The 24,090-nt window shown below is 54.0% G+C and carries 26 protein-coding genes; 13 read left to right on the top strand and 13 right to left on the bottom strand.

From position 1 onward, the window contains the following. Positions 1-59: 59 nt before the first annotated feature. From R3F64_RS03200 to R3F64_RS03185, 4 genes are all read right to left on the bottom strand, one after another. Positions 60-881, bottom strand: coding sequence for a hypothetical protein (locus R3F64_RS03200; RefSeq protein WP_332609708.1), 822 nt, complete (start codon positions 879-881; stop codon positions 60-62). Between the two features lie 41 nt (positions 882-922). Further along, complete coding sequence (locus tag R3F64_RS03195; RefSeq protein WP_332609706.1) at positions 923-1,207, bottom strand: hypothetical protein; 285 nt, start codon at positions 1,205-1,207, stop codon at positions 923-925. Then, positions 1,204-1,491, bottom strand: a complete 288-nt coding sequence (locus R3F64_RS03190; RefSeq protein WP_332609704.1) for a hypothetical protein — start codon at positions 1,489-1,491, stop codon at positions 1,204-1,206. The genes R3F64_RS03195 and R3F64_RS03190 overlap by 4 nt, the downstream gene beginning before the upstream one ends. 68 nt (positions 1,492-1,559) lie before the next feature. Then, on the bottom strand, positions 1,560-2,843 hold the full coding sequence (locus R3F64_RS03185; protein ID WP_332609703.1) for a tyrosine-type recombinase/integrase: 1,284 nt from the start codon (positions 2,841-2,843) through the stop codon (positions 1,560-1,562). Between the two features lie 542 nt (positions 2,844-3,385). Here R3F64_RS03185 and R3F64_RS03180 point away from each other — a divergent pair. Beyond that, positions 3,386-4,045 carry a metallophosphoesterase gene (locus R3F64_RS03180; protein WP_332609701.1) on the top strand — a complete coding sequence of 220 codons (660 nt, stop codon included), beginning with the start codon at positions 3,386-3,388 and terminating at the stop codon, positions 4,043-4,045. A gap of 79 nt (positions 4,046-4,124) precedes the next feature. Here the strand turns inward: R3F64_RS03180 and R3F64_RS03175 are convergent, their stop codons facing one another. Then, entirely contained in the window at positions 4,125-5,156 is a 1,032-nt protein-coding gene (locus R3F64_RS03175) for a sodium:calcium antiporter (protein ID WP_332609699.1), read from the bottom strand. A 229-nt stretch (positions 5,157-5,385) separates the two neighbouring features. On the opposite strand from R3F64_RS03175, the gene R3F64_RS03170 reads away from it, so the two are divergent. Beyond that, positions 5,386-6,591 (top strand): GGDEF domain-containing protein, encoded by a 1,206-nt coding sequence (locus R3F64_RS03170; protein WP_332609698.1) that lies wholly within the window; start codon positions 5,386-5,388, stop codon positions 6,589-6,591. A gap of 193 nt (positions 6,592-6,784) precedes the next feature. Here R3F64_RS03170 and R3F64_RS03165 read toward each other — a convergent pair whose 3' ends face one another. After that, positions 6,785-8,170, bottom strand: coding sequence for an FAD-binding oxidoreductase (locus R3F64_RS03165; protein WP_332609697.1), 1,386 nt, complete (start codon positions 8,168-8,170; stop codon positions 6,785-6,787). Positions 8,171-8,475: 305 nt separating this feature from the next. Beyond that, entirely contained in the window at positions 8,476-9,216 is a 741-nt protein-coding gene (locus R3F64_RS03160; protein WP_332609695.1) for a dienelactone hydrolase family protein, read from the bottom strand. Positions 9,217-9,369: 153 nt separating this feature from the next. On the opposite strand from R3F64_RS03160, the gene R3F64_RS03155 reads away from it, so the two are divergent. Together R3F64_RS03155 and R3F64_RS03150 are read left to right on the top strand one after the other, a co-directional pair. Beyond that, on the top strand, positions 9,370-11,007 hold the full coding sequence (locus tag R3F64_RS03155; RefSeq protein ID WP_085918596.1) for a BCCT family transporter: 1,638 nt from the start codon (positions 9,370-9,372) through the stop codon (positions 11,005-11,007). Between the two features lie 79 nt (positions 11,008-11,086). Next, complete coding sequence (locus R3F64_RS03150) at positions 11,087-11,374, top strand: conserved coiled coil protein (protein WP_085918595.1); 288 nt, start codon at positions 11,087-11,089, stop codon at positions 11,372-11,374. A gap of 15 nt (positions 11,375-11,389) precedes the next feature. Here R3F64_RS03150 and R3F64_RS03145 read toward each other — a convergent pair whose 3' ends face one another. The 4 genes from R3F64_RS03145 to R3F64_RS03130 all read right to left on the bottom strand — a co-directional run bounded on the left by R3F64_RS03145 (position 11,390) and on the right by R3F64_RS03130 (position 16,898). After that, positions 11,390-12,586, bottom strand: coding sequence for a toxic anion resistance protein (locus R3F64_RS03145; protein ID WP_332609692.1), 1,197 nt, complete (start codon positions 12,584-12,586; stop codon positions 11,390-11,392). 76 nt (positions 12,587-12,662) lie between these two features. Further along, the gene (locus tag R3F64_RS03140) at positions 12,663-13,604 is read right to left on the bottom strand and encodes a cobyrinic acid a,c-diamide synthase (RefSeq protein ID WP_332609690.1); all 942 of its coding nucleotides are present in this window, start codon (positions 13,602-13,604) and stop codon (positions 12,663-12,665) included. A gap of 126 nt (positions 13,605-13,730) precedes the next feature. Beyond that, positions 13,731-14,666 carry a sensor domain-containing diguanylate cyclase gene (locus tag R3F64_RS03135; protein WP_332609689.1) on the bottom strand — a complete coding sequence of 312 codons (936 nt, stop codon included), beginning with the start codon at positions 14,664-14,666 and terminating at the stop codon, positions 13,731-13,733. Positions 14,667-15,023: 357 nt separating this feature from the next. Beyond that, complete coding sequence (locus R3F64_RS03130; RefSeq protein WP_254902891.1) at positions 15,024-16,898, bottom strand: bifunctional diguanylate cyclase/phosphodiesterase; 1,875 nt, start codon at positions 16,896-16,898, stop codon at positions 15,024-15,026. Between the two features lie 242 nt (positions 16,899-17,140). Here R3F64_RS03130 and R3F64_RS03125 point away from each other — a divergent pair, with 242 nt between their 5' ends. From R3F64_RS03125 to R3F64_RS03110, 4 genes are all read left to right on the top strand, one after another. Further along, positions 17,141-17,698, top strand: coding sequence for a response regulator (locus R3F64_RS03125; protein WP_332609687.1), 558 nt, complete (start codon positions 17,141-17,143; stop codon positions 17,696-17,698). A 132-nt stretch (positions 17,699-17,830) separates the two neighbouring features. Continuing rightward, positions 17,831-18,583 (top strand): response regulator transcription factor, encoded by a 753-nt coding sequence (locus tag R3F64_RS03120; protein ID WP_332609685.1) that lies wholly within the window; start codon positions 17,831-17,833, stop codon positions 18,581-18,583. 18 nt (positions 18,584-18,601) lie between these two features. Next, positions 18,602-19,612, top strand: a complete 1,011-nt coding sequence (locus R3F64_RS03115; RefSeq protein ID WP_085918589.1) for a hydrolase — start codon at positions 18,602-18,604, stop codon at positions 19,610-19,612. A 77-nt stretch (positions 19,613-19,689) separates the two neighbouring features. Further along, on the top strand, positions 19,690-19,851 hold the full coding sequence (locus R3F64_RS03110) for a hypothetical protein (protein WP_176243658.1): 162 nt from the start codon (positions 19,690-19,692) through the stop codon (positions 19,849-19,851). Positions 19,852-19,900: 49 nt separating this feature from the next. Here R3F64_RS03110 and R3F64_RS03105 read toward each other — a convergent pair whose 3' ends face one another. Next, positions 19,901-20,659, bottom strand: a complete 759-nt coding sequence (locus R3F64_RS03105; protein WP_199285442.1) for a dienelactone hydrolase family protein — start codon at positions 20,657-20,659, stop codon at positions 19,901-19,903. 193 nt (positions 20,660-20,852) lie between these two features. Here R3F64_RS03105 and R3F64_RS03100 point away from each other — a divergent pair, with 193 nt between their 5' ends. From R3F64_RS03100 to R3F64_RS03080, 5 genes are all read left to right on the top strand, one after another. Next, positions 20,853-21,533, top strand: coding sequence for a Bax inhibitor-1/YccA family protein (locus R3F64_RS03100; protein ID WP_085918588.1), 681 nt, complete (start codon positions 20,853-20,855; stop codon positions 21,531-21,533). A gap of 105 nt (positions 21,534-21,638) precedes the next feature. Continuing rightward, a complete protein-coding gene (tusD, locus tag R3F64_RS03095; RefSeq protein ID WP_332609683.1) occupies positions 21,639-22,031 on the top strand; it encodes a sulfurtransferase complex subunit TusD in 393 nt (130 codons plus the stop codon). Between the two features lie 8 nt (positions 22,032-22,039). Next, on the top strand, positions 22,040-22,405 hold the full coding sequence (locus tag R3F64_RS03090; RefSeq protein WP_085918586.1) for a DsrE family protein: 366 nt from the start codon (positions 22,040-22,042) through the stop codon (positions 22,403-22,405). 8 nt (positions 22,406-22,413) lie between these two features. Continuing rightward, positions 22,414-22,704 (top strand): sulfurtransferase complex subunit TusB, encoded by a 291-nt coding sequence (gene tusB / locus R3F64_RS03085; RefSeq protein ID WP_085918585.1) that lies wholly within the window; start codon positions 22,414-22,416, stop codon positions 22,702-22,704. A gap of 29 nt (positions 22,705-22,733) precedes the next feature. Continuing rightward, positions 22,734-23,060 (top strand): TusE/DsrC/DsvC family sulfur relay protein, encoded by a 327-nt coding sequence (locus R3F64_RS03080; RefSeq protein ID WP_199285303.1) that lies wholly within the window; start codon positions 22,734-22,736, stop codon positions 23,058-23,060. A 33-nt stretch (positions 23,061-23,093) separates the two neighbouring features. On the opposite strand, the gene R3F64_RS03075 is transcribed toward R3F64_RS03080, so the two are convergent. Next, complete coding sequence (locus tag R3F64_RS03075) at positions 23,094-24,035, bottom strand: histone deacetylase family protein (protein WP_264823092.1); 942 nt, start codon at positions 24,033-24,035, stop codon at positions 23,094-23,096. Positions 24,036-24,090: the final 55 nt, after the last annotated feature.

The raw sequence follows: 24,090 nt of genomic DNA, 5'->3' as shown, positions 1-24,090 counted from the left end.
GGCGTGGTAGTTAGGTGGGGCCGACCTCAAGAATTATCACTTTCTGAGGTCTGGTTTAATCAGTCGGGTCGAAGCGCACTTTCAACATCATCACGAAGCTCAACATACGCACGCTCAACGCTGGATTCGCTCATGCCGAGCTTTTCGGCGACTTTCCCGTAGACACTGTTAGGTGATCCCTTGCTTGCTGGGTTTTTGCTGGGATCGTCCAGCCGAAACTGGCCGACCATAAGAGCCGCCATCCAACGTCTGGGGTGTGTTCGATCTAAGGTTTTTGTTGGATGCTCGAACCGCTTCTTGGTCCAGAACTCACCTATATATTTGTCGTAACGCTGCAAATATCTTAGCACCGGCCAATAAACTAGCCCGATTGATTTTTTCGGAGGCGGCACATCGTAATCACTTGCTTTCAATATCGAACGCAAGGCCCACATAAAGTCAGCCTTGTCTTTCTGCTCAGAGGTAGGTTCATCAGGAGAGTTGGGCGCCGTCGCCCCCTGTATATCAAATGTCTTATTCTCCACACGAGCCCTTAGCCTTCTAGATTCATACTCCACATATTCGCGGTAATCGGGAGCGTCTCCATACAGAAAAGCATCATAAACTCCGTCCCTGCCAAATTCCGTCATGCCAGGAAGAGTCATCGCTAATGACAGATCATATTCAATGCCACAGTTATTGACTGTGCCTCTGCGCATTGCATATGCGTAAAGCGATGCACCGATATACTCCCTAGCTTCATCTTCTTTTTTACTGGTTAGCTCTTCAAGCCTGTCAATAACGCTGTCTAGGTCTGCCTGGATCCTCATTAACTCGTCAAGCATCATCCCCCCCATGGCGGATATATACTCCGCCGCAATTCCTTTAAAAACAGGGCTCAAGCATCGCCTGGCCCCGTTTCCCATCAACAGCCCAACATAGATCAGGCCGACGCAATTCGCGCCCTCCCTCTTGCCTCACCGTCAACCGCGTGAATCACGCTATCCAAAGCAAACCGGAAAGCATCTTCATCAGTGCCGCGGCGAACTCGGCAGGTGATAGCTGTGGGTGAGTCGGGGTCGAACGTGGCTTCGTAGGCACGATCGCCGATTCGTTCGACTAAGCAGGCATCATCTCGACCAGCTTGGCGTGCAGCGTCACGCCAGTCGGTTGCTTCAATAGAAGTTTCTTGGCCGGTGCGGGCGAACGTGATCTTGAATAGGCTCATTTGCTCACCTCCTGATTTTCGGCGCGCAAGGCGTCGTAAGCCTGCATCATTTTTTGACGAAAGCAGGGATCTTCCAAAGTGGGGGTAATGCTCTGAATCATGTGCATATGGTTGGAAATGTTCTCGAAAAGGCTTGTCATGATGTCATCAGACAGTATTTCGTGGCCCTCTTCGGAGTAGTGAGACATAAGAATCTGGGCGATTCCGTGCGCCTGCCGGGCGTGCCGGTCAATGGCGTCAATACAGTCGAATTGATCTTCGATAGTGATAGGATGTTGTTGCATGTCGGCTTCTCCTCAGTAGTTGCCGATGTGTAGGCCTTGGGGTGTATCAGCACCCTGGGGCCACCTTGTTAGCCCTCGTGGGCCCGTATTGGCGTCACGCTCGCTTGTGTGGCGCCCTCGGCGCAGAATTGCGCCCAGTCCTTCATCAGCCGGCGTCGTTTCTCCAGCAGATCGCCGCGACGGTAAGCCGCCTCAGCCTTGTTCTTGATCGTATGGGCCAGCGCCATCTCGCAGATATCGCCAGGGTAGGCAGTGCGCTCGCCAGCCCAATCTCTGAACGTTGAGCGGAAGCCGTGAGCGGTGACAATTCCGCCTGTATTTGGATCTCGATAACCTTGCCCCTCGGGCATTGCTCCATCCATCCGCTTAACAACGGCTGTCAGGGTGTTTTCAGAAAGCAGCTTGCCCTGGGCAGAGGGGAATACCAGTTCAGTGCCTTCATGTTTCGGCAGGGCCTTTAATAGCGACAGGGCAGACCGTGAGAGCGGTACGCGATGCTCTTTGCCTGCTTTCATGCGGCTGGCCGGTATCGTCCACAAACGCGCCTGCAGGTCGATCTCGCTCCACCTGGCGCCCTTGGCCTCGCTGGAGCGCGTCGCGGTCAGGATGGTGAACTCCAGGCAGCGGGCGCCATTGCCGTCCATCTCAGTAAGATGGCTCATAAATCGCGGCATTTCGTCAATTGGCAGGGCGGAATGGTGACCCTTCGTGGCCACCTTGTTGGGGTTGGGCAGGCGGGCGTCCAGATTGCCACGCCAACGGGCAGGATTATCGCCGGTACGGTGCCCACCAGCGGTGGCCCAATCCAGTACCTTCTCGACGCGTCCGCGCAAACGCTTGGCCGTCTCGGTCTTTGCCAACCATAGGTTGTCTCGGGTCAGCAGTTCCTCGATATCAGCCAGGGTGATCTCGTCCACGCGCTTAGTGCCGATGATCGGTGAAGCGTAAGTGGCTAACGTGCTTTCCCATTGAGCGGCATGCTTGGCGTTCTTGAACTCATGGCGCTTGAGGGCTAGAAACTTCTCTTTCGCTTCGTCAAAGGTGAGGCGATTTGTTTGTGCTCTCAGGGCGAGGCGGGCGGTGCGCTTTTCTTCTACCGGGTCGATTCCAGCAATAACTTGGTCACGCAGGGCTCGAGCCTTCGCTCTGGCATCTGCCAGTGGAACGTCAGGGAAGCCACCCAGGCCAATGTCCCGGCGGCGGTCGCCTACCTTGATGCGGAAAACCCACGAACGGCCACCGGTCTTTGTCACCTGTAGTTGCAGGCCGGCCACACCACCCACGGCGTACAGTCCTGGGTCAGTGAGGCGCCTTACCTCGGCGGCAGATAACTCTCGGGCTTTCTTGGGCATCTCATATCCTCCAACTTCTTACCCCACATAAGGGAAGTAATTGGATGATAGGCGATGAACTTAGATAACACAAGAAAACCAGCAATGGCGGGGATGAAAGGGCGGATATGATATGCGGTGAAACTGGATTAAGTGTGGAAGCGGCGGCCTGTCCCTCCGCCACCTCTATATTAAAGCCCCGTTTTTACGGGGCTTTTTTGCGTTTCTAGTCCCTTCGTTTCTTGTTCAATACCCCTTCTACTAAATGCACAGGTCCTTTACTGTGTCCAGATCGTGTCTACGGTTGTTTAGCAACCTCCGTCGGCGCTTGGCGCTCTTGTTGTTTTCACCTTTCAGGTGAGATGGGGCGTTATCAACGTCGATACGTGACCAGATCATCTTGAGAAGCTCATTCAAGTGGCCTTAGGCCCAATAGAATGACGTCTGCGCACCGCAGCGTTATGTTTTGGATGCCGCTAAAGACCTGACTGCTTCCGAGTGGGTGGTCCACCTACCATCCTTTGGCTTCCTTTAGCACCCTGTCGCGACCAGGAGCTATCACCATGAGCTTGATTCAAAAGCACGACCAGAACATGACGGGTAGGGACTTCATTGTCAGCGATATCCATGGGCAATACGACTTGCTGCTGGAGTCCATGGCGCAGGTTGATTTTGATAAGACCAAGGATCGCCTGTTTTGCGTGGGTGACTTGATAGACCGCGGCGCTGATTCATTGAAGTGTCTATCGCTACCCTTCGAGCCTTGGTTTTTCGGCGTGCGCGGCAATCACGAAATGCTGGCATTGGAGGCTCTAGAAAGGGGTGGAAACGCTGAAAGTCTTTGGATGATCAACGGCGGTACTTGGGCGAACAAAGAGAACCGGACCGAAGTGCACCGACTACTCCTCAAGGCGTTGAAGTATCTGCCCTATGCACGCCAGGTGGAGGTGATGGGGCAGCAGATAGGCATCGTTCACGCGGAGTCGCCCGCTGACTGGTCAATGATTGAAGATGCAGGCCCTGCCGAAAAAGAACAAATCGTGTGGGGGCGTTCCCGTATCAAGCGTATGGACAAAACGCCGGTGACTGGCATCAATGCGGTGGTGGTCGGGCATACGATCATCGAGCGACCGACGTGGTTGGGTAATGTGTTCTATATCGACACCGGCGCTTTCCAAACCGGGCGACTGACGTTGATCAATGCCCGGGAGGTGTTGGCATGAACGGGAGCGAATGTCGGCCACCCAGTAGGGCTAGTGCGTTCTAAACGGTAGTTTCGCGGGGATGATCTCTTTCGCACCGCTAGTTGAATAGTATGATGATTCCCGTCAAATAAAGGCCGATTATTGCCATGCTTTCAAATCCAATACGGCCCGGCCCTTGCTCTTGTCGATGCAGAAGGCCCAACATGAGCACCCCCGTCATCAATACCGTAAGGGCAACCCATAACATCACATGATTGGGGATGACGTGATAAATGGAGCCGCCCCGATAAGCTACATCTGATGCGGCGGCAAACAATGTATCAAACGCATTACCACCGATAATCCCAGCCACTGCGAGCGTTAGCGCTCCCCGTCGCACCGCTGCAATCGTCGTTACAAGCTCGGGTAACGATGTGACGACTGATGTGAGCAGGACACCGACGGCGGCTTGGCTAAGCCCTGTTTCGGCAGCAATAATCGTCGCGCTACGTTCCAGCAACCAGCCGGTGAAGCCTATTGCAAGCGCGAGACCCAGGAAAAAGAGCCATAGCCGCTTGAGCGTAATTTTTCCAGACGGCTCATCGGGCTGGTCCTCACGCGTCTCGCGGGTTCTTGTCGGGGACCACATCGGCCGTGTGTGAGCATTTTTAATCAGCCTTAGACCAAATAGGTAAGCAATAAATAATAACGGTGTGATCGGATGTATCTGCCAGAAAGTCCACTCAGGCGCGAAACGCCCCACCAGCAACAGGCTGAGAAGGCACAAAAGTAATGCCCCCTGAATCAGGTTACCAAGAGAGGCTGCCGCGTGTTCGAGATTGGCACGTCGATATACCATGTCGGCGATCGTTAAAAATAGCGTCTGGACGGCGATACCGCCTAGCGCATTACTCATTGCCAGTTCGGGTTTATCAGTCCAGGCAGAAGAAACCGATACCACAATGCCTGATAGCGAGGTAGCCATTCCAAGCAAAACAGCTCCCGCAATCGCTTCACCTAAGCCAGTGCGATTAGCGAGGCTATCAACCACTCGAGTGAGTCGGGTACCCACGATACCAATGACAACTGCGCAAAAACCGAAGAGGGCAAACGCGGCCAGAAGCGAAATATCATTGAGCAATGTGAACATTCAGTTTCCCTCGTTAGGGCATATCGCTGTGTCATGCCGAGAATGTTTAACACTGGCTCATTAGAAAGCATGAGTTCAAGCAATAAGTGCCTCACCAACAGTATTCAGGATCGATAAAAAAACATTAAGCTGTGGGGCATGCGATATTACCTCAGCTAACGATCGGTGAAGTCAGCTTCGCTGGCTAAATTCTAGAAAAATCGCCGTTTTACTCGGGGAGTATGGGACCTTGTCGTCATTAAAAACGCACTACCAGGTGCATTGGTTGACCGGTCAGTTCTGTGGCGGTGGCAGTGAGTCAATGTATCGCCAGTCCATTGAGTCGAGGGTGCGGTTTGAATCCTGCCTTTACTTGATTGTGGCCGCGTTGATCTTCGGCATGTTTGCCATTTCGGATTACTACCTTCTGGGCATCACCAGAGAGTTTTATTTGCTGCTCGCTATGCGTATCGGGGTGGTGAGCTTCTGCCTTATGCTGGCCTTCATTATCGGGCGTTGGGGCGGCTATTCGAGAAAAGTCTGGTTGCATGCTTTGCCGCTATGGCTACTGGCGACGGGTATCATTTTGATTGTGCCATTACGCCCCGAGAGCCTTCCCACTCAGGTAACAGCGGTAGTGGTAGCCACGATGGCTTTTTATCTTTTGATTCCCAACCTGCTGACGGTAGCGGCGCTTGCCAGCCTCTATTTGAATATTGGGTTTTTGGTCTTTGCAGTGCTGTTTGCGGCGCTTGGCCCAATGACAATGCTTCGCATAGCGCTGCTGTTGATTATGGCCAACGTGGTGGGGTTCTGTGCATTGCTGCGTATTGAGAGCCTACAACGTAAGCAATTTGCGTTGCTTCACGAAGAACGTGGTCAGAATCAGCAGTTGCATGAGGAAATCGTTCGCCGAAAATCACTGGAAACGCAGCTGCGCGAAGTGGCAGAGCGGGATGCTCTGACAGGATTAAATAACCGCGGTCATTTCATGAATTTGGCCGAAAAACTATTGCAGCACTCACAACTGGAAAAGGTGCCGTTCGGCTTTTTCATGATTGATGTGGACCACTTCAAAGTCATCAACGACACATGGGGCCATCGCCATGGGGATTGGATTTTGACCAAGATTGCCGAGGTCTGTGTTCAATCTCTGCGCCCTACGGATGAGATAGGGCGCTTCGGAGGGGAAGAATTTGTGGTGGCCCTTCCTAATATCAGTCCTGAAGACGCGCAAATGGTGGCAGAACGACTTAGAAAACAGGTCGCAGATCTGCCATTACAAAAAGGAATGGAAAAACTATGCCCAAGCGTTACGATCGGCATAGCGATAGCGCACACCCAGGACGTTGATCTCGAGACGCTGATCACGCGAGCTGATCAGATGCTTTACAGCGGCAAACGTCAAGGCAGGAACCGGGTGGTAATGTACGACAACCCGCGAATAATCCGGTAACCACTCCTTCCACAACGCCGAAGATGGCGGCAGCCAAATATATGAAGTGGGCATTTTCGTTTGGCGTGCCACCGGTAAGATTAACCACCAAGGTTCCTGCAGGCAGCTAAAAGCGCCCTGAATAAGGGCGCTTGCTAATACGGGGTTTTGCGAAAAACGTACCCAAAACGAAGCTTCATCACGCAAGCGGCATTCAGGCCGGTAGGATGTTTTGGTTGACGCGGAAGAGGTTTGTCGGATCAAACTTCTTCTTGATCTCCACCAGTCGCTCGTAGCTCGCCCCATAGGCGAAGGCAATGCGGTCGGTTTCATCATCGGTCAGGAAGTTGATGTAGGCGCCATCACTGGCATAGGGCTGTGTCCGGGTAAAGAATTCACGCGCCCAGTCGATGCAGCGCTCGTCCTCGGCAGCCGTCTCCCAACGGGCATGCACGTTTAGCACGTAGTTGGCGTCGCGGCTCGAGTAGGCCATCGCTTCGGATTGGACCCGGCCCGTTTGGCCGCCTAACGTGGCAATAAATATCTCGCACTGTGAAGACGGTAGAGTGCCGGCGTATTCGATGATGGCATCGACCGCCCCTTCGCCAAGCGACGAGAAATTATGCGACTTCCAGTAGTTGCGGGCGCCTGAGGTTAACAGTGGATCGAACGCCTGTTGCCAATCGGTATATGGCTGTACGCCGATATGCTCACCATGGGCGGTACCGAACCCACGCAGCGGTGCGATGTGTTTCTCGCCTTCAGCAGGATCGCCTGTGTAGCAAATGGCCAGTGCGACAATCTCTTTCCCGTGGACAGTCTCGGGCAGGAAGGGCAAGGGAGGTGCCTTGCGGGTCACCATCCACACGTTGAGTTCATCAGGCATCGTTTCCGTAAAACGGGCGAACTGCGTGATGACCGATTTCGCCTGATCGAAGGGAAAGACGATGAGACCGCACAGCACATTCGGGCCTACGGGATGCAGCTGGTACTCGAAACGCGTCACGATACCGAAGTTACCGCCTCCACCGCGAAGTCCCCAGAAAAGGTCGGCGTTTTCCGTTTCACTGGTGTGCAACTGTTGGCCATCGGCAGTAATCACGTCCATGCCGAGCAGGTTGTCGATGGTCATGCCGTACTTGCGGCTGAGCCAACCGAAACCACCTCCCAGGGTCAGGCCGGCCACACCCGTGGTGGAGTTAATGCCCAGCGGGGTGGCAAGGCCATACGCTTGGGCAGAGGCATCGAAATCTGCGAGGGTGCAGCCAGGCTCAACATATCCGCGATGAAGCTTCTGATCAATGAGTACGCCCTTCATTAATGAGAGGTCGATCATCACACCATTGTCACAGACAGAATTGCCGGCAATGTTGTGACCACCGCCACGTATGGAAAAGGGCAAGTCGTTGGCGCGCACGAAGTTCAGGGATTGGACAATATCCTCAGGTGAAGAGCAGCGGGCAATCATGGAAGGCCTGCGGTCGATCATGGCATTCCAGATCTGTCGCGTTTCTTCGTATTGCACATCATCCGGAAGCATCACACTTCCCGAGAAATCGGCCTTAAACGCCTCTATTGCGGTTTGAGAAATATGGTTCATGACGACCACCGTTGCGTGTGCCCGAGGCAGGGACGCATGGAAAGAGCGTCGGGCGGAGAATGGAAGAAAACAAATCGGCTGGCGATTCGCCCCCAATCCTCACAGCGACCCTTTGATTGGCATTTCGTCAGTGGATCATCATAGTGTAGGTCAGACTGTTAACAATCGCGTTTATTTATTCGATGGACTCATGGAGAATCCTAGTCTCATAGCGACTGGATCTCTGGCAAGTAGTTATCGCCGTTCGTTTTCGGTAACTCTCGGCCCATATAGTGAGTAGAGCAGTTGATGAAACGAGCGGGAAGCTACAGTGTTTCTTCCAGGAGCAAGGCCAGTCGCTTGAGATGCAGTTCATAGGCGGTTGCATTAAAAGAAGGGGCGTCCTTGGCCGTGAAGCCGTGGGCTGCGCCTTTGTAGAGTTCGGTGGTGAAGTGCACGCCAGCGGCGGCTAGCGCAGCGTCCATGCGGGCGATCTGCTCCGGAGGCAAAAGCTCGTCCTGGTCGGCATGTCCAAAATAGACGTGCCCCTGAATATTGCCGACCACGTGTATCGGACTGTTCGGGTCGTCTGCTTCCGCCAGCCGGGCCGAATGGAAACCGGCCGCCGCTGCAACGCGGTCGGGGTGTTCAGCTGCCATGCGAAGCGCAAACGCCCCAGTCATGCAATAGCCGACCGCCGCCATCTTGCCGTCAGCAAATTCGGCCTCGTTATCAATGCCGTTCAGAAGGGCAATGAAGTCACGGGACTGTGCCTCGGGCGTGAGGTGACCGGCATACGCTAATAGCGTTGGCCTTACGTCCGGGTCACGAAAGGATTTGCTCTCCGGCACGACAGAGCCTTGCGCATCACGGTAGTAGACGTTAGGCATCAACACGGCATAGCCATTGTTGGCGACCTGCTGGGCTTTCTCGTGATAGCAGGGCCGCAAACCGCCGATATCCGTGAACAGAATAACGGCCGGAAAGGGGCCTACGGCGTTCCCGGGCGTGAAGATATGAGCGTCGATGGTGCCGTCGGTGGCGGGAATTTCGATAGCACGAGACATGAATAAGCTCCGGCTTGTCGATAGCGAGTGGTTGTTATCACAGTCGAATATTACACAGATAAATCTAGCCGAATAAAGGCTTGTCATCCTCGTAACTTGGCGTGATCGACGTAAAACTCCTATGTTGTCGGAAAGGCGATAGGAGTAACAATAATGGATGCACTTGCGCGGAAGCTCGGCCTCAGGACGGATCCCACTATATTTTTCACCTCCGCAGGGATCATGATCCTTTTCTTGGTAGTGATTTTAATTGCGCCGGGCCCCATAGGCGATGCCTTTGGCGCCGGACGGGAGTGGATAGTCACCAATCTTGGCTGGTTCTTTATTTTCGGGGTGACGAGCTGGGTGGCCTTCCTGCTTTGGGTGGCGATCAGCCGTTATGGGGCAATCCGCCTGGGTGGCAATGATGCCAAACCGGCTTATAGCAATATCTCCTGGTTCGCCATGCTGTTTGCGGGCGGTATCGGCACGGTGTTGATGTTCTGGGGCGTAGCGGAGCCTATTTCCCATTTTACGACGCCACCAAGGCCGGATGTTGAACCCTTCTCTGTAGAGGCCGCTGACGATGCCATGAGCTTTTCGATCTATCACCTGGGGCTGCATACCTGGGCGATCTTCGCCATGCCGGGCCTTGCTTTCGCCTACTTTATCTATCGTTTCAATCTGCCGATGCGTTTTAGCTCGGTTTTCTACCCATTGATTGGCGAGCGCATTTACGGTTCCGTCGGTAAATCCCTCGATATCTTTGCCATTCTCGGTACCCTTTTTGGCGTGGCAGTCTCCATTGGCCTGGGGACTCAGCAGATCAATGCGGGGTTAACGGAGTTGTTCGGTATTCCTGATGCAGTGATGCCCAAGGTGCTGATCATTGCCATTCTGACAAGCGTTGCTGTCGGTTCGATCGTGGCAGGGCTGGATTCAGGTGTAAAACGGCTTTCCAATATCAATATCGGTATGGCCGTTGGCCTGATGATGTTTGTGCTCTTTACAGGCTCTACCGTTTTCCTTTTACGTGCCGTTGTCGAGACCTTTGGGCTCTATATATCGAACCTGCTGCCCATGGCGTTCTGGAATGACACCCTGGCGACCTATACCAACGATGATGGCAGTGGCTGGGGATGGCAGGGCAGTTGGACCGTATTCTACTGGGCCTGGACAGTCACTTGGTCGCCGTTCATAGGGATCTTCGTGGCACGGATTTCCCGCGGGCGGACCATCCGCGAGTTCGTGCTTGGGGTGCTGTTCGCGCCCTCCATTTTCACGTTGATCTGGTTTGCGATCTTTGGCTGGTCGGCGATGGAGATTGACGGAATCGGGCCCGAGGCCCGGGAAGCAATGGGCGAGCAGGCCGGTGTCTTGTCTGCTGCCGTCGGCGAAAGCATTCCACTCGCCATGTTTGCGTTTTTCGAGAATTTCCCGGCCGCTACATTGATTCAGGGTCTGGCGGTCGTCATCGTTGCCATCTTCTTTGCCACGTCATCAGACTCCGCGTCCCTGGTGGTCGACATGCTATGTACCGGCAGCCCTGACCCTGGCCCTTGGCATCAGCGCGTATTCTGGGGGGTCTCTGAAGGCATGTTGGCGGCAATGCTCATTGTGCTTGCCGGCGATGCAGGGCTGACGGCATTGCAGGAGGTGATTACCGTTGTCGGTCTGCCAATGTTCATTCTGGTGTTTGCCATGATGTTCGCGTTGTTCCGTGGGTTGTCCCACGAAGACCTTGGGGCGGTGAAGGTTGGTGATCCACCCAAACCTGAGGAGTTATCAGCGAGCGAGAAGGGGAGAACCTAAGCCCCTTTCGAAGATCAAAAGATTCTAGGAAACTTGAGACAGCATTTTCCGGATCCATTACCGCAAGGGGAGAATGGCAATGAGTCAACGCGATGAATTCATCGAGGAAATGAAAGCCAGGCTTGATGAGTGGAATGCTGAAATCGACAAACTAACCGCTCAGGCCCGTCAGGCCAGTGATGAGGCCAGGGTCAAATACCACGAAGACATTGAGCGACTCAAGAAGCGCCAGGCGGAGACTCAGCAAAGGCTCGAGGAACTGCGCCATGCCAGTGAAGAGGCCTGGGATACCGTTCGCCAGGGCATGGACGATTCCTGGGAATTGATGCGCAAAGCTTTCCGGGACGCCTCCTCTCGTTTCAAGTAGCCGGCGCTAGCCCCATTAGTTGGAGGCACGACCGTCCTGCGGTTGCGCCTCATTGCCTTCGCGTAGTCGTTCGATAGACGCACTTCCCTGCTCTGACAAAGCGGCAAGGCGGTCGATCTGCTCATCCAGGCGAGGCAGGGCTTCCTGACGGTAGGTTGAAAGGTCGTCGATTGCGCCCATCACCTCGCGAAACGCCTCTTCGAGCACCTGCATGTCGAGCATCGCCGAGGAGGCCCGCTTCTGGATGTCCACGCCTTGCTGGCGTAGTGCCTTGGCGGTTCCGCCGATCATCTGTGATGTGGTGGAATTTAGGGATTCGATGCGGTCCAGCACCAGACGCTGATTGGCCATGGCCATGGCGACCGTCACTGCAACGGTAAGGGCCGAGACGGTCACGTTGATGGCCCGGTCCACACCGCGCATCAACTCCCGGTTGTTGCGGATGATGACTTCCAGCGCCAGTACACCCTGCTGGCTCACCGCCAACTGTTGCTGAAGATCGACAATGCGTTGACGAAGCGGAAAGAGCAGCTCCTCTTCGATAAATTGACGCCGTGGGTCATTCACGTCACGGTCGGCGACATCATCCTGAAGTCGCTGATCGATCAAGCGACCCAGCGTGATCTGGCGGTTCAGCTCACTGAGGATGTCATTGAGCGCTTTCTGGTCATCGCTAAGAGTGAGGTTGTCACGATGTAGCATGTCGCGACCGCCTTCCAGCTCCTCGATGATCGCGTCCAGGGCCTGCTGGGCATTCTCGAACTTGCGGAAGTAGCGCTGCAGGCGGCTGTCGACGCCGGGAATGATCGCCATCACGCGATCCAGTGCGCTGGGCGCCAGGCGATGACGGGCGGGGTCGAGGCCTTCCATCCGCCCCCGTAGGTCACTTAGCGCCTTGGCAACCGGCCCACCTTCGTCGCCCTGGTGGGCCAGCTTGCGGAGCGGTGTTTGCAGCATGGCACTGCGATGGGCGGCCTGCTGCTGAAGCTCCAAGCCCATTTCGTCCACGGCGCGGCGCTGGCGAACCGCTGATGCCTCGTCGCCTTCGGCTAGAATGTCCTCGATAAAACGGTCAGCCAGGGACGCGAGTTCGGGGTCGATATCCTTCTTGTCAGGCTCAACTGACTCGTCCTGGCGCGCCCCCAATTGGCTGGCGATCTCGTCCACCGGTGGCAGGGAGAGGCGAGGTTGGTCATCCGATGGTTGAGTCATGAGCGTCTCCAGAGGATAAAAAAACTAAGTGATCAAAAGACCGTCGTAAAACGTTACTCTATCAATGGCTACCGGATCAGTCTTTGCGCGCATACCGATCGGCGCCTTCGACGAAGCGGCGCAGATCTTCCAGCGCTTTATCGGTGGTAACGGACGCCTGGGGTCGCGTTGTTTCGATGCGTGACATGGAAACGGCGGTATCGTCGAGCACGGTAAGCGCCGACTCAATTCGGGCGGCTCGCTCATTGAGCCGATGTTCGGTCTCCACCAGCAAGTCGAGGCGACGCACCAGGGCGGCACGTTCCTCATCGCTTAGCCGTTTGCCATCCCGTTCCAGCCGACCGCGCACGTATTGGCCGTCCACGCTGACCACGCCGCGGGCCTGGGAGGCCATGGTCGTCAGTGTATCCACCGCGCCGAGACATACCTGGGTGACCAGCCCGCGCGAGCGCTCAAAGGCCAGCTCGCCCGTGTGGAAGCGACCGCTCAGGACGTCCATGACATGACGGTAGCGGCTGTAGAGACGGTCCGCGAGAATCGCCAGGTCAGGACGCTTGACGTCCAGCAAGCTCTGCTTGGCCCGACACATGGCCAACACAAGATCATCGGCACCCTCGGGTGGTCTTGCCGGATCGAGCACCGAGACGCCAGCTTCATAGGCCTTGCGCTCCTCCTGGGCTCTGCGCTGCTGCGCTTCGGCGATACTTTGAGCCTCTCGACGGCGTTCACGGCGGCGAGCAAGCCAGCCGCGTAGCGTTCGCTCGATGGGCAGCTCCACCGGAATGGCAACAATGCCCGCCAACCAGCCAAACAGACTAGGGCTGAAACCACCCCAAAGAGAGGTTAGCCATAGCAGCATGCTGATGAAAGGGATGATCAGGCAATAGCGGAAGACGACCTGTAGCCGCCCTTGGGTTGCCACCGGAAGCGCTATACCGGGGTTGTACAGGCCGACCAGTAACCAGGGGAGACAGGTCATGAAGAGGCCATAGGAAAATCCCTGCAGGAATCCCAACATTGATGCGATTATCCTTGAGTGATTGAACGCCTAGAGTAACCGAGCCGGGATGATCAGCACCAGCAGCGCTGGCACTCTAATATTGACTTGCATCCTCCATGTGGATGGTATTGATGAATTTATGGATCAACATTGCACTTCACCAACAACTTGATTGCGCCCGTGATGCTTGCCTGTGTAGAGAGAGGTATCCGCACGATGAAGAATGCTTTCTTCTGTTGGGTCATCCGCAGTGAAATGCGCAACCCCGCAGGTGACAGAAATATAAAAGGTAGCACCGGTATGCGTAGTGAAGGCAGTGTTGGCAAGCTTTTGTCTGATATCATCAGCGATTGCTAATGCAGCGTCTGGCGTTATTTCAAACAGCAGCACGGCAAATTCCTCTCCACCCAAACGCCCGATGACATCGGTCTCTCTGAACCGTTCCTTGAATAAGCGGCAAACTTGCTTCAGTACCTTATCGCCTACGGCATGCCCATAAGTGTCGTTGACGTTTTTAAAATGGTCGACATCAAAAAGCAGGACGGCGGCGTTATGTTCGCTTCGACAAAAATGAGAAAAGGCTTGTCGAAGTCGTTTCATAAAGTGACCTCGGTTGAATGTGCCGGTGAGGTCATCAGTGATTGCTTGATTTCTTAGGTTTTTCTCCAGCACCTTGTGGTCGGTGATGTCCTGTAAAGTGCTGAGGAGAATATCAGGGTCGTCGGGTGCAGAGTTATCGGCAACTTCATGTATCCAGCGCACATTACCACCAGGCTGGACGATACGATATTTGATATCAATGGCGCCGGTTTTCTTAAGTGTCTGCTGTGCCTTGGCAACTTTTTTCCGATCAGAGGGATGCACCAACCTGATAAAGTCCTTTTTATCAGGTATGAACCGGTCAGGGTCAACGCCAAAGAATTCGTAAACCATCTCTGACCAATACATCTGCCCAGTTGATAGTGACATCTGCCAGTAGCCGAAGCCTCTTATCTTATGCAGTTTTTGTAGCATGATCGCGAAGGACTGCCACTCTTGCGATGTCGAAGGCATACCGAAAATTCGAGATGAAGTCTGCATGCCATGATTTGCGGGGTTGATAGTGTTCCTCGATGCCATTTTTACGGCTGCCGAATGAGGGCCCTGAGGCCATACCTCTTAAAAATTAGTGCTTGGGTCAGCATCCATAGCCAGTACCCAGATTATCCAATGTACTTGAAGGTCAATGAGTTGATCGACTGCTGTTTTTTCTATTGGCCTTGAATAAAGATGCCACTATCTTTTCCTTAAGCACCCTTTAAGGCGCTCTATCATTGGGTGTGTCAATGTCGTTTTATGTACCAACCGTTGTAAGGGGCTGAGATGCCTTGCGTGTTGAAGGCATGCCAAAGATCCCGTGCTGGTATGTGGAGATGTGATGAAGTGCCTGAATGCCATTTACATGGCTGCAGGATGAGAGCCCTGAGACCACGCCTCTAAAAAATTGAGTGCTTTGTCGGCATCAACGGGACGGCTGAACAGGTAGCCCTGAAGGACATCACAGCCAAGCTTTTCCAATAGCGTCTGCTGTGTCTGGTATTCAACGCCTTCGGCAACGACCGTCAGACCAAGGCCGTGAGCGATGCGGATAATGCCGCTCACCAGGTTGATGGCTTTTTCATCATGAGGCAGGTCGTCGATAAAGCTCTTGTCGATCTTAAGCACGTCAACGGGTAAGCGCTTGAGATAATTCAGTGACGAATAGCCAGTACCAAAATCATCCAGCGCCAGAGATATACCGCTGTTTCGCAGCTTATCCATGGTCGAAATGGCACGGTCGATATCTGTCAGCAGGCTTTCTTCGGTAAGTTCCAGCGTCAGGCGCTGTGGGGCCAGGTTGTGCTCACCAAGGGTCCGCAGAACCTGCTCGACAAAATTGGGTTGATAAAACTGGTTAGCGGGGATATTGACGCCGATTTTCAACGAGGGATCGCTGAGCTTGAGGGGCCAATGGAAGGCTTTTTGGCATACAAGCTCAAGCGACCAGTCAGTCAGTAACCGTGACAGCCGTGCATTTTTTTCGGCAATGGGGACGAACTCTCCAGGGCTGATGGCCCCCAGCTTGTTATCCTGCCAGCGCGCTAGTGCTTCGAACCCAACCACGCCGCTGCCATCGGCGGAGACCAGCGGCTGGTAGTGTTGCTGCAATTTATTCCCTGACAGAGCCGCTTCAAGGCGCTGCTCAACCTCATGTCGGCGTAACGCACTTTCTTCTGTGCGATGGGTAAAGACATGAATGTTTTCATATGTCTTGGGTGCCTTTAGCGCTGTACGAGCCCTTTCCAGCAAATCATCCGGGTTGATTCCATCACTTGGTGAGACGCTGACCCCTACGTCGATTTTCGGTCTTACCGTATGACCATCGAGATCAATGGGAGCGTTCAGCTTGTTGATAATCGGCTTGATAACGCCGAAAAGATCGCGCAGTGAATAGATGGATACCACGGCACCAAAACGATCAATGTCGATATTGCCAGCTGTCAGGATACCGATATCAGGGGCAATGAGACGATCGGCCAGGCATTTAAGAATCGCGTTACGATACTTGCGACCATGAAGCCGACTAATCTCGTCTAGGTTGTTGATCCGCAAGTGCAAAACAACCAGATGGTAAGATTCGGTTTCAGCAAGTTGGACTAGATTGTCCAATGTTTCGCCCAGCAAGGTTTCGTCGGGTAGGCCCGTTCGCGCATCCCGTTGATTAATACGGCTGGCCTGGTGGCGCATCTCGAGTATCTGCGTCTTGATGTTGATCTGCTCTTCGACAATATTGCCAAAGGCGAGCAGCCATGAACGCTCAACTTCATTGAGTGCGCGCGGCTGGATATCACTAAGACAGAGCGTACCGATTGCCTTTCGGTTTGGGTCGCGTAACACGACGCCAGCGTAGAACCGAATATAAGGATATGAAATCACGGCCCTATGGCGTTTGAATAAATCGCTCTCCAATGTATCGGACACTTCCATATAACCGTGCTCTAGCGCATGGATACAGAAAGAAAACTCGCGTGAGATTTCACGCCCTTCCATGCCGACTGACGATTTCAGCCGCTGACTATTTTCATCGAACAGTGAAATGAAAGCGATGGGCACATTGAATACCTGGGACACCAGGTGGATAAAACGATCAAAGTGCGCTTCTGGGGCGGCATCTGGTGAATACTGAGGGGTGAGGCCGTTGTCATCGTTTTGCAAAGGGGGGCAGCGGTTACTTTCGTCATCCATTGAATATGCCTGCTTGAAGCTGAGCACGCAGGTAACCAGCCGGGGCATTGACACTCGTGCTTTAAACGATAGTAATTGATTTAATCATTCCTGCGGGTATGTTTCAAATGTTCTAGGGGTTTTTATGTATATATTGGTGCTCATGTGCCTCTTAAAAAGCTGTTCACGACGAGGAAGGTAAGTATTCTCGTCAGGGGGTTGTAATAAATCGTTTTGCTCAGCAGTCAGTGGGAGCGTCCAAAATCAGTGGGGCATGCCGTAAAACAGCATTGATTAATGAGGAGTGCGAAGTGAATCCACAAGAAGGTTCCGGGTCAGCTATCAGAGTGTTGGTTGTCAACGAAAGCGGTTTTATTCGTGAGGGACTTTGCAAGGTTATCGAGCGGTTCAGGGGAGTTGACGTGGTGGGCAGCACTTCTTGTGCTCATGATCTGGACGCGGTGGTGCAAACCTTGTGCATTGATGTTGCCTTGATTGACGCACAATTCCCCAGTCAGACGGGGTTTGATGCCGCTCGTCAGCTTCACGAAAGCGGCGTCGAAACGCGGGTGGTCATCCTGTCGGTCAATCCTAGCCTGACGGATGTAAGAAGAGCATTTCAGGCAGGGGCTATCGGTTTTTTGCTGCGTAGCGCTGGTATCAGCGACCTTGAAATAGCGCTGCGTGTCGCTGTTAAGGGGAAGATGTTTTTGTGCCCAACCTTACTCAAACGGTTGTATGAATCATCGGCGCCAGAAGGTATTCTAGACGGCGAAAACATAGGTGCTGACACCCATCAAAATTGTCATTCGATTGAGGATATGCTCCTTAAGGCACAGCACTTGGGTATGCTCCAGCAGGATAGCTAGTCAGGGTTTTTACTTATACTGCTTTGTCGATCACTGCGTTAACGTGCAGGAACGAATTATACACCTAAATTTCTAATGTTAACTTTTTATCCAGTAACGGGGTGATGCGCCTGCTAGGTTCACGATTCACGATTGAACACACCCTCAGCCAAGAGGGAGTTACAGGCAACAACCTGTCAAGGTCAACAGCATAAATTCATGAAATCTAATGACAATACCATCCAGATACTACTGGCGGATGAACATCAGCTCGTTCTTTCTGCGATCAGCTCGCTTATTGAAACCTTTGATGACATGACGGTGATTGCCGAGGTTGGCTCTGCGCAACAGTTGCTGAATGATGACGAGGTATATAACGATGTTGATGTGGCACTTATCGACTCAACGTTGCTTTCGATGAAGGGAGTCGCGTCATTGAGTCGGCTCAGGAAACGGTGCCCCAAAGGGCGGGTCGTGATTCTATCGAGCTATTCCAGCGATAGTTTCATTCGCCGCCTTTTCGAAGAAGGGGCACATGGATTTCTACATAAAAACGCTGACGTCGATACACTGGAATTGGCAATCAAGAAAGCGGTGATGGGCGAGTGTTTTGTATTTACTTCCATGGAACCTGAGCAATTCGTTGATGCAGCCTCCGTTGTCGGGACCTCCGCCATCCCGGATAACCCCTTGACCTCGCGTCAATGCGAAGTTCTTGAGCTGGTGGCAAAAGGCTTTCGCAGCAAGGCCATTGCTAACCAGCTTAACGTCAGTATTAAAACCGTCGAGACCCATCGAGCCGATATTATGCGTCGCCTGGGGGTGAGGCATACGGCAGGGCTTGTTCATGAAGCGATTCGATTTGGCTTATTGGTTTCACCCAACGAAACGGATGGACCTGAATGAACAACACGATGGTTATCCATGTCCTCGTTTAGCCCTTCCAGATGGCTGCCCGGTGGTCATTTGCAAACGCTGTATAGCCCATTGTTTCGTTCAGAACTGCTTTTAGCGCGCGAGCGTGAGCGGATGACACTGAAAGATGGGGACTTCCTTGATCTCGACTGGTATGGCCGTCGTGACGACGATACGCCTTGCGTCATACTGCTACACGGGCTGACCGGCAGTTCTTCGTCACGTTATATCCTGGGCCAGCAGCAGGCGTTAGCCTTGAGAGGCTGGCAGAGTGTGGCCGTGAATTGGCGTGGCTGCTCTGGACAGCCCAATCAGCTCGCTCGCGGTTATCATTCTGGGGTGAGTGACGACCTGGCTGAGGTTGTCGGGATGCTATCCATGCGCCGACCGGCCCAGCCTCTGGCGGCCATTGGTTATTCGCTGGGCGGCAACGTCCTGTTGAAATACCTGGGCGAGCAGGGCAGTGCCACCCCGTTGCAGGCAGCCGCCGCCGTTTCGGTCCCGTTTCGTCTGGACCACAGTGCCGAGAGGATTCGTCAGGGCATGTCGAAAATATATCAAGCCCGTTTTTTACGCGACCTGGGTCATTACATGAAAGACAAGCGCCAGCGATTCTCCATCAATGGTGACCCCGATGAATACGCAAAGCTGTTAGCTTTGGGGTCGCTCAAGGGGATGTCCACGCTATGGGAATTCGATGAGCGAGTAACGGCCCCCTTGCATGGTTTTTCAAGTGCTGCCGACTATTACCAGCGATGCAGCAGTCTGTATTTTGTTTCGTCGATCACTGTGCCGACGCTGATCATCCAGGCACAAGACGACCCCTTTCTTTATCCGGAAAGTGCACCACCTCCACAGTCATTACCTTCCAGCGTGACGCTTGAGTTTCACCGCCAAGGAGGGCACGTGGGCTTTATTGAAGGTACGCCCAGATCCCCCGGCTATTACCTGGAGCGGCGTCTGCCAGCGTGGTTGGCGTCTACGCTATCAAACGCCGAGAAGTGGGCGAGCTGCGCGTGAAATATTGATTGTGTTAGTGAGGCGTTGCACTACTATGCAGCTATAAGGCTCATTGGGAGCCCTTATGGAAAGACGCCATGCTAAAAGGTCTGATTATCTGTTTTGCTGTGCTGTTTGCACAATTAGCGGTACTGCATGTGATTGACACGCGTCTCTACAACTCATCGCAGGACGCACGTCAAACCGCGGTGACCAAGACCACACCGCTGAAAGACGATGAGGAAGACGTGCAAAGTTGAGGCGCGGACATCAACATACCCAGCGGGGCTAACCGCTGGGTCACTCGATTTAGAGCATGTCCTCCAGCCAGACCGTAAAGGCTTGCCAGGAGCGCCGGTCGGCACGTTCATGGTAAGCATCACTTCCGAAGACGCTAAAGGCGTGTGGCGCGCCAGAATAGATACCGACTTCGTAGGTAACTTCGGCGTTTTCCAGTTCGCCGGCCAGGGTCGCTACATCGCCGAGGCTCACCGATGAATCGGCGCCACCGTGGGCAATGAAGATCGGTGCCGTATCACTTGAATAGGCCTGCCCCTCGGGCGTGGTCAACCCACCATGAAAACTGGCATACGCCGCAATATCTTCGGCCTCATCAGAACGGGCGATCTCCAGTGCCACTGCACCGCCAAAGCAGTACCCCATGATCACGGTGTTATCGGCGGCACCCTGTTGCCTTGCCTGCGAAAGGCCACCGAGGGTAAGCGCTCTCATCCGTTCCCTGTCTTCGTAAAGCCGATTGGTGGCCGCCCGTTTGTCTTCAACTGCCTGGGGCCGGTTGCCTTCCCCGAACAGGTCCAAGGCAAACACGTCAAAGCCTTTTTCGGCGAGCATATCGGCACGTTCCCGCTCATAATCATCCAGCCCGTCCCAGTCATGAACGATCAGCACGCTGCCTTGTGCGTCGTCACCACCCGAGACGAAATAACCTTCGAAATCTTCATCATTGATGGAGTAAGCCACATCCTGCCCGGCGGGGGAGAAAGCAAAAGTAGCCTGAGCCAATGACATCAGCACGATGGTGCTGGCAGGGAATAGAATTTTTTTCATCATCTTGGTGTCCAAGGTGGGAATGGGTATCAAGGAGGTTCTTAGCAAGCATAGCTAACGCTTGCTAAACTGACACAATGTTGAAAGTCTCAACGCTGAAAGACTAATAGCGTGGAAGACAAAGACTTGCGTCTGGAACTCGGTAACGGCATGCTGGTCAACTGTTTGATAGATCATTACGGAGCATGAACACATGAGTTACAACGACTCGCATATTGCGCAATCAGCCTCTGGCGGTGTAGCCAATTCGGTTAGCACCAACAAAGTGCTGCGTAACACCTACGCGTTGTTGGCGATGACGCTACTTTTCTCTGCGGTCACCGCAGGCGCCTCCGTCGCGATGGGCGTTCAGCAACTGAACATCTTCGTGTTCTTCATTGGTGCTTACGGGTTGATGTTCCTGGTCCATAAAACGGCCAATTCAGCGCTAGGGCTGCTTTCTACCTTTGCCTTCACAGGCTTCATGGGCTTCACCTTAGGGCCGATCCTGTCCGCCTACCTGGCACTGCCCAATGGCGGCGCCTTGATCATGAATGCCCTGGCCATGACCGGCATCACCTTCATCGGCCTATCAGCCGTCGCCCTGATAACGAAGAAAGATTTTGGCTTCCTGGCCAACTTCATGGTGGCCGGTGCCATCGTGCTGGTGCTCGCGATGGTGGCGGCGTTGATTTTCAACATCCCCGCGCTTTCACTGATGGTATCGGCTGGCTTCGTACTGTTTTCTTCAGCGGCCATTCTTTACCAGACCAGTGAAATCATCCATCGCCAGGGTGAGACGAATTATATTCTGGCCACCATCACGCTCTTCGTCTCTATCTACAACCTGTTTATCAGCCTGCTGTCGCTGCTCGGTTTCATGAGCAACGAGTAACCCATCTGGCGTTACACATAGCAGCATGTCTCAACAGACCCTATTACCAGGGTCTGTTTTTTGTTATATGCAGGATGTCACTCGCCACACCGATAGGTAAGGGCAATGAATTACGGACTGTTAGTCATGGGGGCCCCCTACAGCCAGCCGGCGCCTCATTCGGCGCTCAGGTTTGCCCATGCGGTGCTGGCAAGGGGGCATCAGCTCGCCGGCGTTTTCTTTTATCACGACGGTGTTCATAATGCGTCAATGCTAATGACCCCGCCGCAGGATGAGTTGAACCTGCGCGAAGCCTGGATAGCGCTTCATAAAGACCACAATGTGGCGCTGGATGTATGTATCGCCGCGGCGCTGAGGCGTGGTGTCATCAGTCAATCTGAAGCATCCCGCCATGGCCATGATGCCTTTAACCTGGAAGCTCCCTTTGAGCTGACCGGGCTTGGTCAGTTGCTGACGCTGCAACAACGCTGCGATCGTTTGATTACCTTTGCCAGTTGAGGCCGTCCATGCATGAATCAGAAGACCTGTTGGTGATCATTCGTCATGCTCCCCATAATTCGAACTGGCTGCGTGAGGGGCTTGACGCCGCTCTGGTTGGCGCTGCCTTTGGGCAATCTGTCAGGCTGCTGTTCATGGGGCAGGGTGCGTTGGCACTGTGCAGGGAACAGCAGGCAGGCGCCCCGGGACAAAAGGCCAGTCTGCCGACCATCGACATGCTCGAGATGTACGATATCGACCAGTTGAATGTCCCCCAGCGAGTGCTCGACGACCTCAAGCTTCCTCTCGATGCGCTTGTCGATGGCGTAACACCGCTCAGCGAGGAGCAAGTCAAAGCGCTGTTTAGCCAAAACCGCCCGATCCTCAACTTCTAGGGTGTTTCATGATCCTGCATATTTTGACAACCCCTCCCACCCATGAGGCCGCCCAGCAGGTCGAGCAGGCCATTCAGGCGGGGGATACGCTGTTGCTGACCGAAGCAGGCGTGATGGCGGCGCTTAACCCAGATTTACACTGCTGGACGCAGAATGACTACGCGGTATTTTTGCTTGAAGAAGACCTCGTCGCCCGAGGGCTCTCAAGCATTGCCGCAACCCATGGGTTGGCGGCCGTGGATATGGAAGGGTTTGTAGCGCTGACTGAGCAGCATGCACAGTCGGTCACCTGGTATTGAATAGCTGATAGGCAACAGTGAGTACACTGATGGAGAACACCGACGCTAACGTACTGCTTGATCCGGAAGGGTACCTCGTCGACATGAGTGACTGGTCAGAAGCGGTTGCTGACCAGTTGGCCGTCGATGAAGGCATCGAATTGACGTCCGAGCACTGGGAAATCATCCACTTGGCGCGCGGTTTCTATCGCCGTTATGAAATGGCACCGGCAATGCGACCGCTCGTCAAAGCCACTCAGCAGACGCTGGGTAGTGACAAGGGCCGCTCTATTTACCTGATGCGGCTCTTTCCTGGCAGTACCGCCAAGGTGGTGGCGCGCATTGCAGGGCTTCCCAAACCCACCAACTGCCTTTGAAAACAGCCAGGCAGCGTAACCGCTGGTCGGCCGTTAGCTCGATGCCGCAAAAGGCAGGCCCAGCAATGCCTTGAGATGCGCCTCCACACCGCTTGCCAGCGATGTCGGGTTATAGCCGCCCTCCAGCGAGGAGACAAGCCGGTTATCGGCATACAGCGTGGCAATTTCCATCGCCATGTGCGTGATCCAGTAGAAGTCCTCATCCACCAGGCATACATCGCCCATGGGGTCATCACGGTGGGCATCGAACCCGGCGGACATCATCACCAGGTCAGGCTTGAAGCGGTGCAACGCCGGTAGCCATTGGCTTTCAATCAGGCGACGGAATTCGGGCCCTTGCGTGCCGACTTCCAGGGGCGTATTGACGACGTTTTGCCATTCGCTACGTAAATATCGCCATGGGTAGAAGGGATACTGGAAGCTGGTGCAGATCAGCACATCCGGATCATTCTTGAAAATATCGATCGTGCCGTTGCACTGGTGGACGTCAAAATCCAGGATGGCAATGCGCTGGGCACCGTAGCGTTCCCTTGCATAGGCCGCGCCGACCGCGATGTTGTTGTAAAAGCAAAACCCCATCGCCTCGGCGGCTTCGGCATGATGCCCAGGCGGACGAATCGCACAAAACACATTATCGGCTTGGCGCTTGAAGACCTGATCGATCCCTTTGATAACCGCACCAGCGGCATAACGAGCGGCTTTCAGGCTATCCGGGTTCATCAGGGTGTCGTTATCAAGCGATACGATGCCTTGCTCGGGCAGACATTTGGTAAGGGCGTTAAGATGACGTGTGGCGTGCACTCGATTGAGTGCCGCTTCATCCGCTTCCCTGGCATCGGCCTGCATGGTTTGCTGCAATAAGCCTGACAATGCCAGACGCGCTCGAATCGCCTCCAGTCGATGAGGGTTTTCAGGATGTTCCGGCCCCATATGATGCAATAAGCAGTCCGGGTGGGTAAGGTAGGCAGTGATCATTCAAGCGCTCCATGGTAGCTAGTATCACCTTAATCGCGACACGCTGATAGGCGAC

Source organism: Halomonas sp. 5021 (genome assembly GCF_036663435.1).
GTDB lineage: Bacteria > Pseudomonadota > Gammaproteobacteria > Pseudomonadales > Halomonadaceae > Vreelandella > Vreelandella janggokensis.
The sequence above is the reverse complement of the archived record's forward strand: the minus strand, read 5'-3'. Positions and strand labels throughout refer to the sequence as shown.

What these genes read in the sequence shown, in the direction of transcription:
- R3F64_RS03195 (WP_332609706.1), bottom strand. Translation starts at nt 1,207, where the DNA reads ATGAGCCTATTCAAGATCACGTTCGCCCGCACCGGCCAAGAAACTTCT.
- R3F64_RS03190 (WP_332609704.1), bottom strand. Translation starts at nt 1,491, where the DNA reads ATGCAACAACATCCTATCACTATCGAAGATCAATTCGACTGTATTGAC.
- R3F64_RS03185 (WP_332609703.1), bottom strand. Translation starts at nt 2,843, where the DNA reads ATGCCCAAGAAAGCCCGAGAGTTATCTGCCGCCGAGGTAAGGCGCCTC.
- R3F64_RS03180 (WP_332609701.1), top strand. Translation starts at nt 3,386, where the DNA reads ATGAGCTTGATTCAAAAGCACGACCAGAACATGACGGGTAGGGACTTC.
- R3F64_RS03175 (WP_332609699.1), bottom strand. Translation starts at nt 5,156, where the DNA reads ATGTTCACATTGCTCAATGATATTTCGCTTCTGGCCGCGTTTGCCCTC.
- R3F64_RS03165 (WP_332609697.1), bottom strand. Translation starts at nt 8,170, where the DNA reads ATGAACCATATTTCTCAAACCGCAATAGAGGCGTTTAAGGCCGATTTC.
- R3F64_RS03160 (WP_332609695.1), bottom strand. Translation starts at nt 9,216, where the DNA reads ATGTCTCGTGCTATCGAAATTCCCGCCACCGACGGCACCATCGACGCT.
- R3F64_RS03155 (WP_085918596.1), top strand. Translation starts at nt 9,370, where the DNA reads ATGGATGCACTTGCGCGGAAGCTCGGCCTCAGGACGGATCCCACTATA.
- R3F64_RS03150 (WP_085918595.1), top strand. Translation starts at nt 11,087, where the DNA reads ATGAGTCAACGCGATGAATTCATCGAGGAAATGAAAGCCAGGCTTGAT.
- R3F64_RS03145 (WP_332609692.1), bottom strand. Translation starts at nt 12,586, where the DNA reads ATGACTCAACCATCGGATGACCAACCTCGCCTCTCCCTGCCACCGGTG.
- R3F64_RS03140 (WP_332609690.1), bottom strand. Translation starts at nt 13,604, where the DNA reads ATGTTGGGATTCCTGCAGGGATTTTCCTATGGCCTCTTCATGACCTGT.
- R3F64_RS03135 (WP_332609689.1), bottom strand. Translation starts at nt 14,666, where the DNA reads ATGCAGACTTCATCTCGAATTTTCGGTATGCCTTCGACATCGCAAGAG.
- R3F64_RS03130 (WP_254902891.1), bottom strand. Translation starts at nt 16,898, where the DNA reads ATGCCCCGGCTGGTTACCTGCGTGCTCAGCTTCAAGCAGGCATATTCA.
- R3F64_RS03115 (WP_085918589.1), top strand. Translation starts at nt 18,602, where the DNA reads ATGTCCTCGTTTAGCCCTTCCAGATGGCTGCCCGGTGGTCATTTGCAA.
- R3F64_RS03110 (WP_176243658.1), top strand. Translation starts at nt 19,690, where the DNA reads ATGCTAAAAGGTCTGATTATCTGTTTTGCTGTGCTGTTTGCACAATTA.
- R3F64_RS03105 (WP_199285442.1), bottom strand. Translation starts at nt 20,659, where the DNA reads ATGAAAAAAATTCTATTCCCTGCCAGCACCATCGTGCTGATGTCATTG.
- R3F64_RS03100 (WP_085918588.1), top strand. Translation starts at nt 20,853, where the DNA reads ATGAGTTACAACGACTCGCATATTGCGCAATCAGCCTCTGGCGGTGTA.
- tusD (WP_332609683.1), top strand. Translation starts at nt 21,639, where the DNA reads ATGAATTACGGACTGTTAGTCATGGGGGCCCCCTACAGCCAGCCGGCG.
- R3F64_RS03090 (WP_085918586.1), top strand. Translation starts at nt 22,040, where the DNA reads ATGCATGAATCAGAAGACCTGTTGGTGATCATTCGTCATGCTCCCCAT.
- tusB (WP_085918585.1), top strand. Translation starts at nt 22,414, where the DNA reads ATGATCCTGCATATTTTGACAACCCCTCCCACCCATGAGGCCGCCCAG.
- R3F64_RS03080 (WP_199285303.1), top strand. Translation starts at nt 22,734, where the DNA reads ATGGAGAACACCGACGCTAACGTACTGCTTGATCCGGAAGGGTACCTC.
- R3F64_RS03075 (WP_264823092.1), bottom strand. Translation starts at nt 24,035, where the DNA reads ATGATCACTGCCTACCTTACCCACCCGGACTGCTTATTGCATCATATG.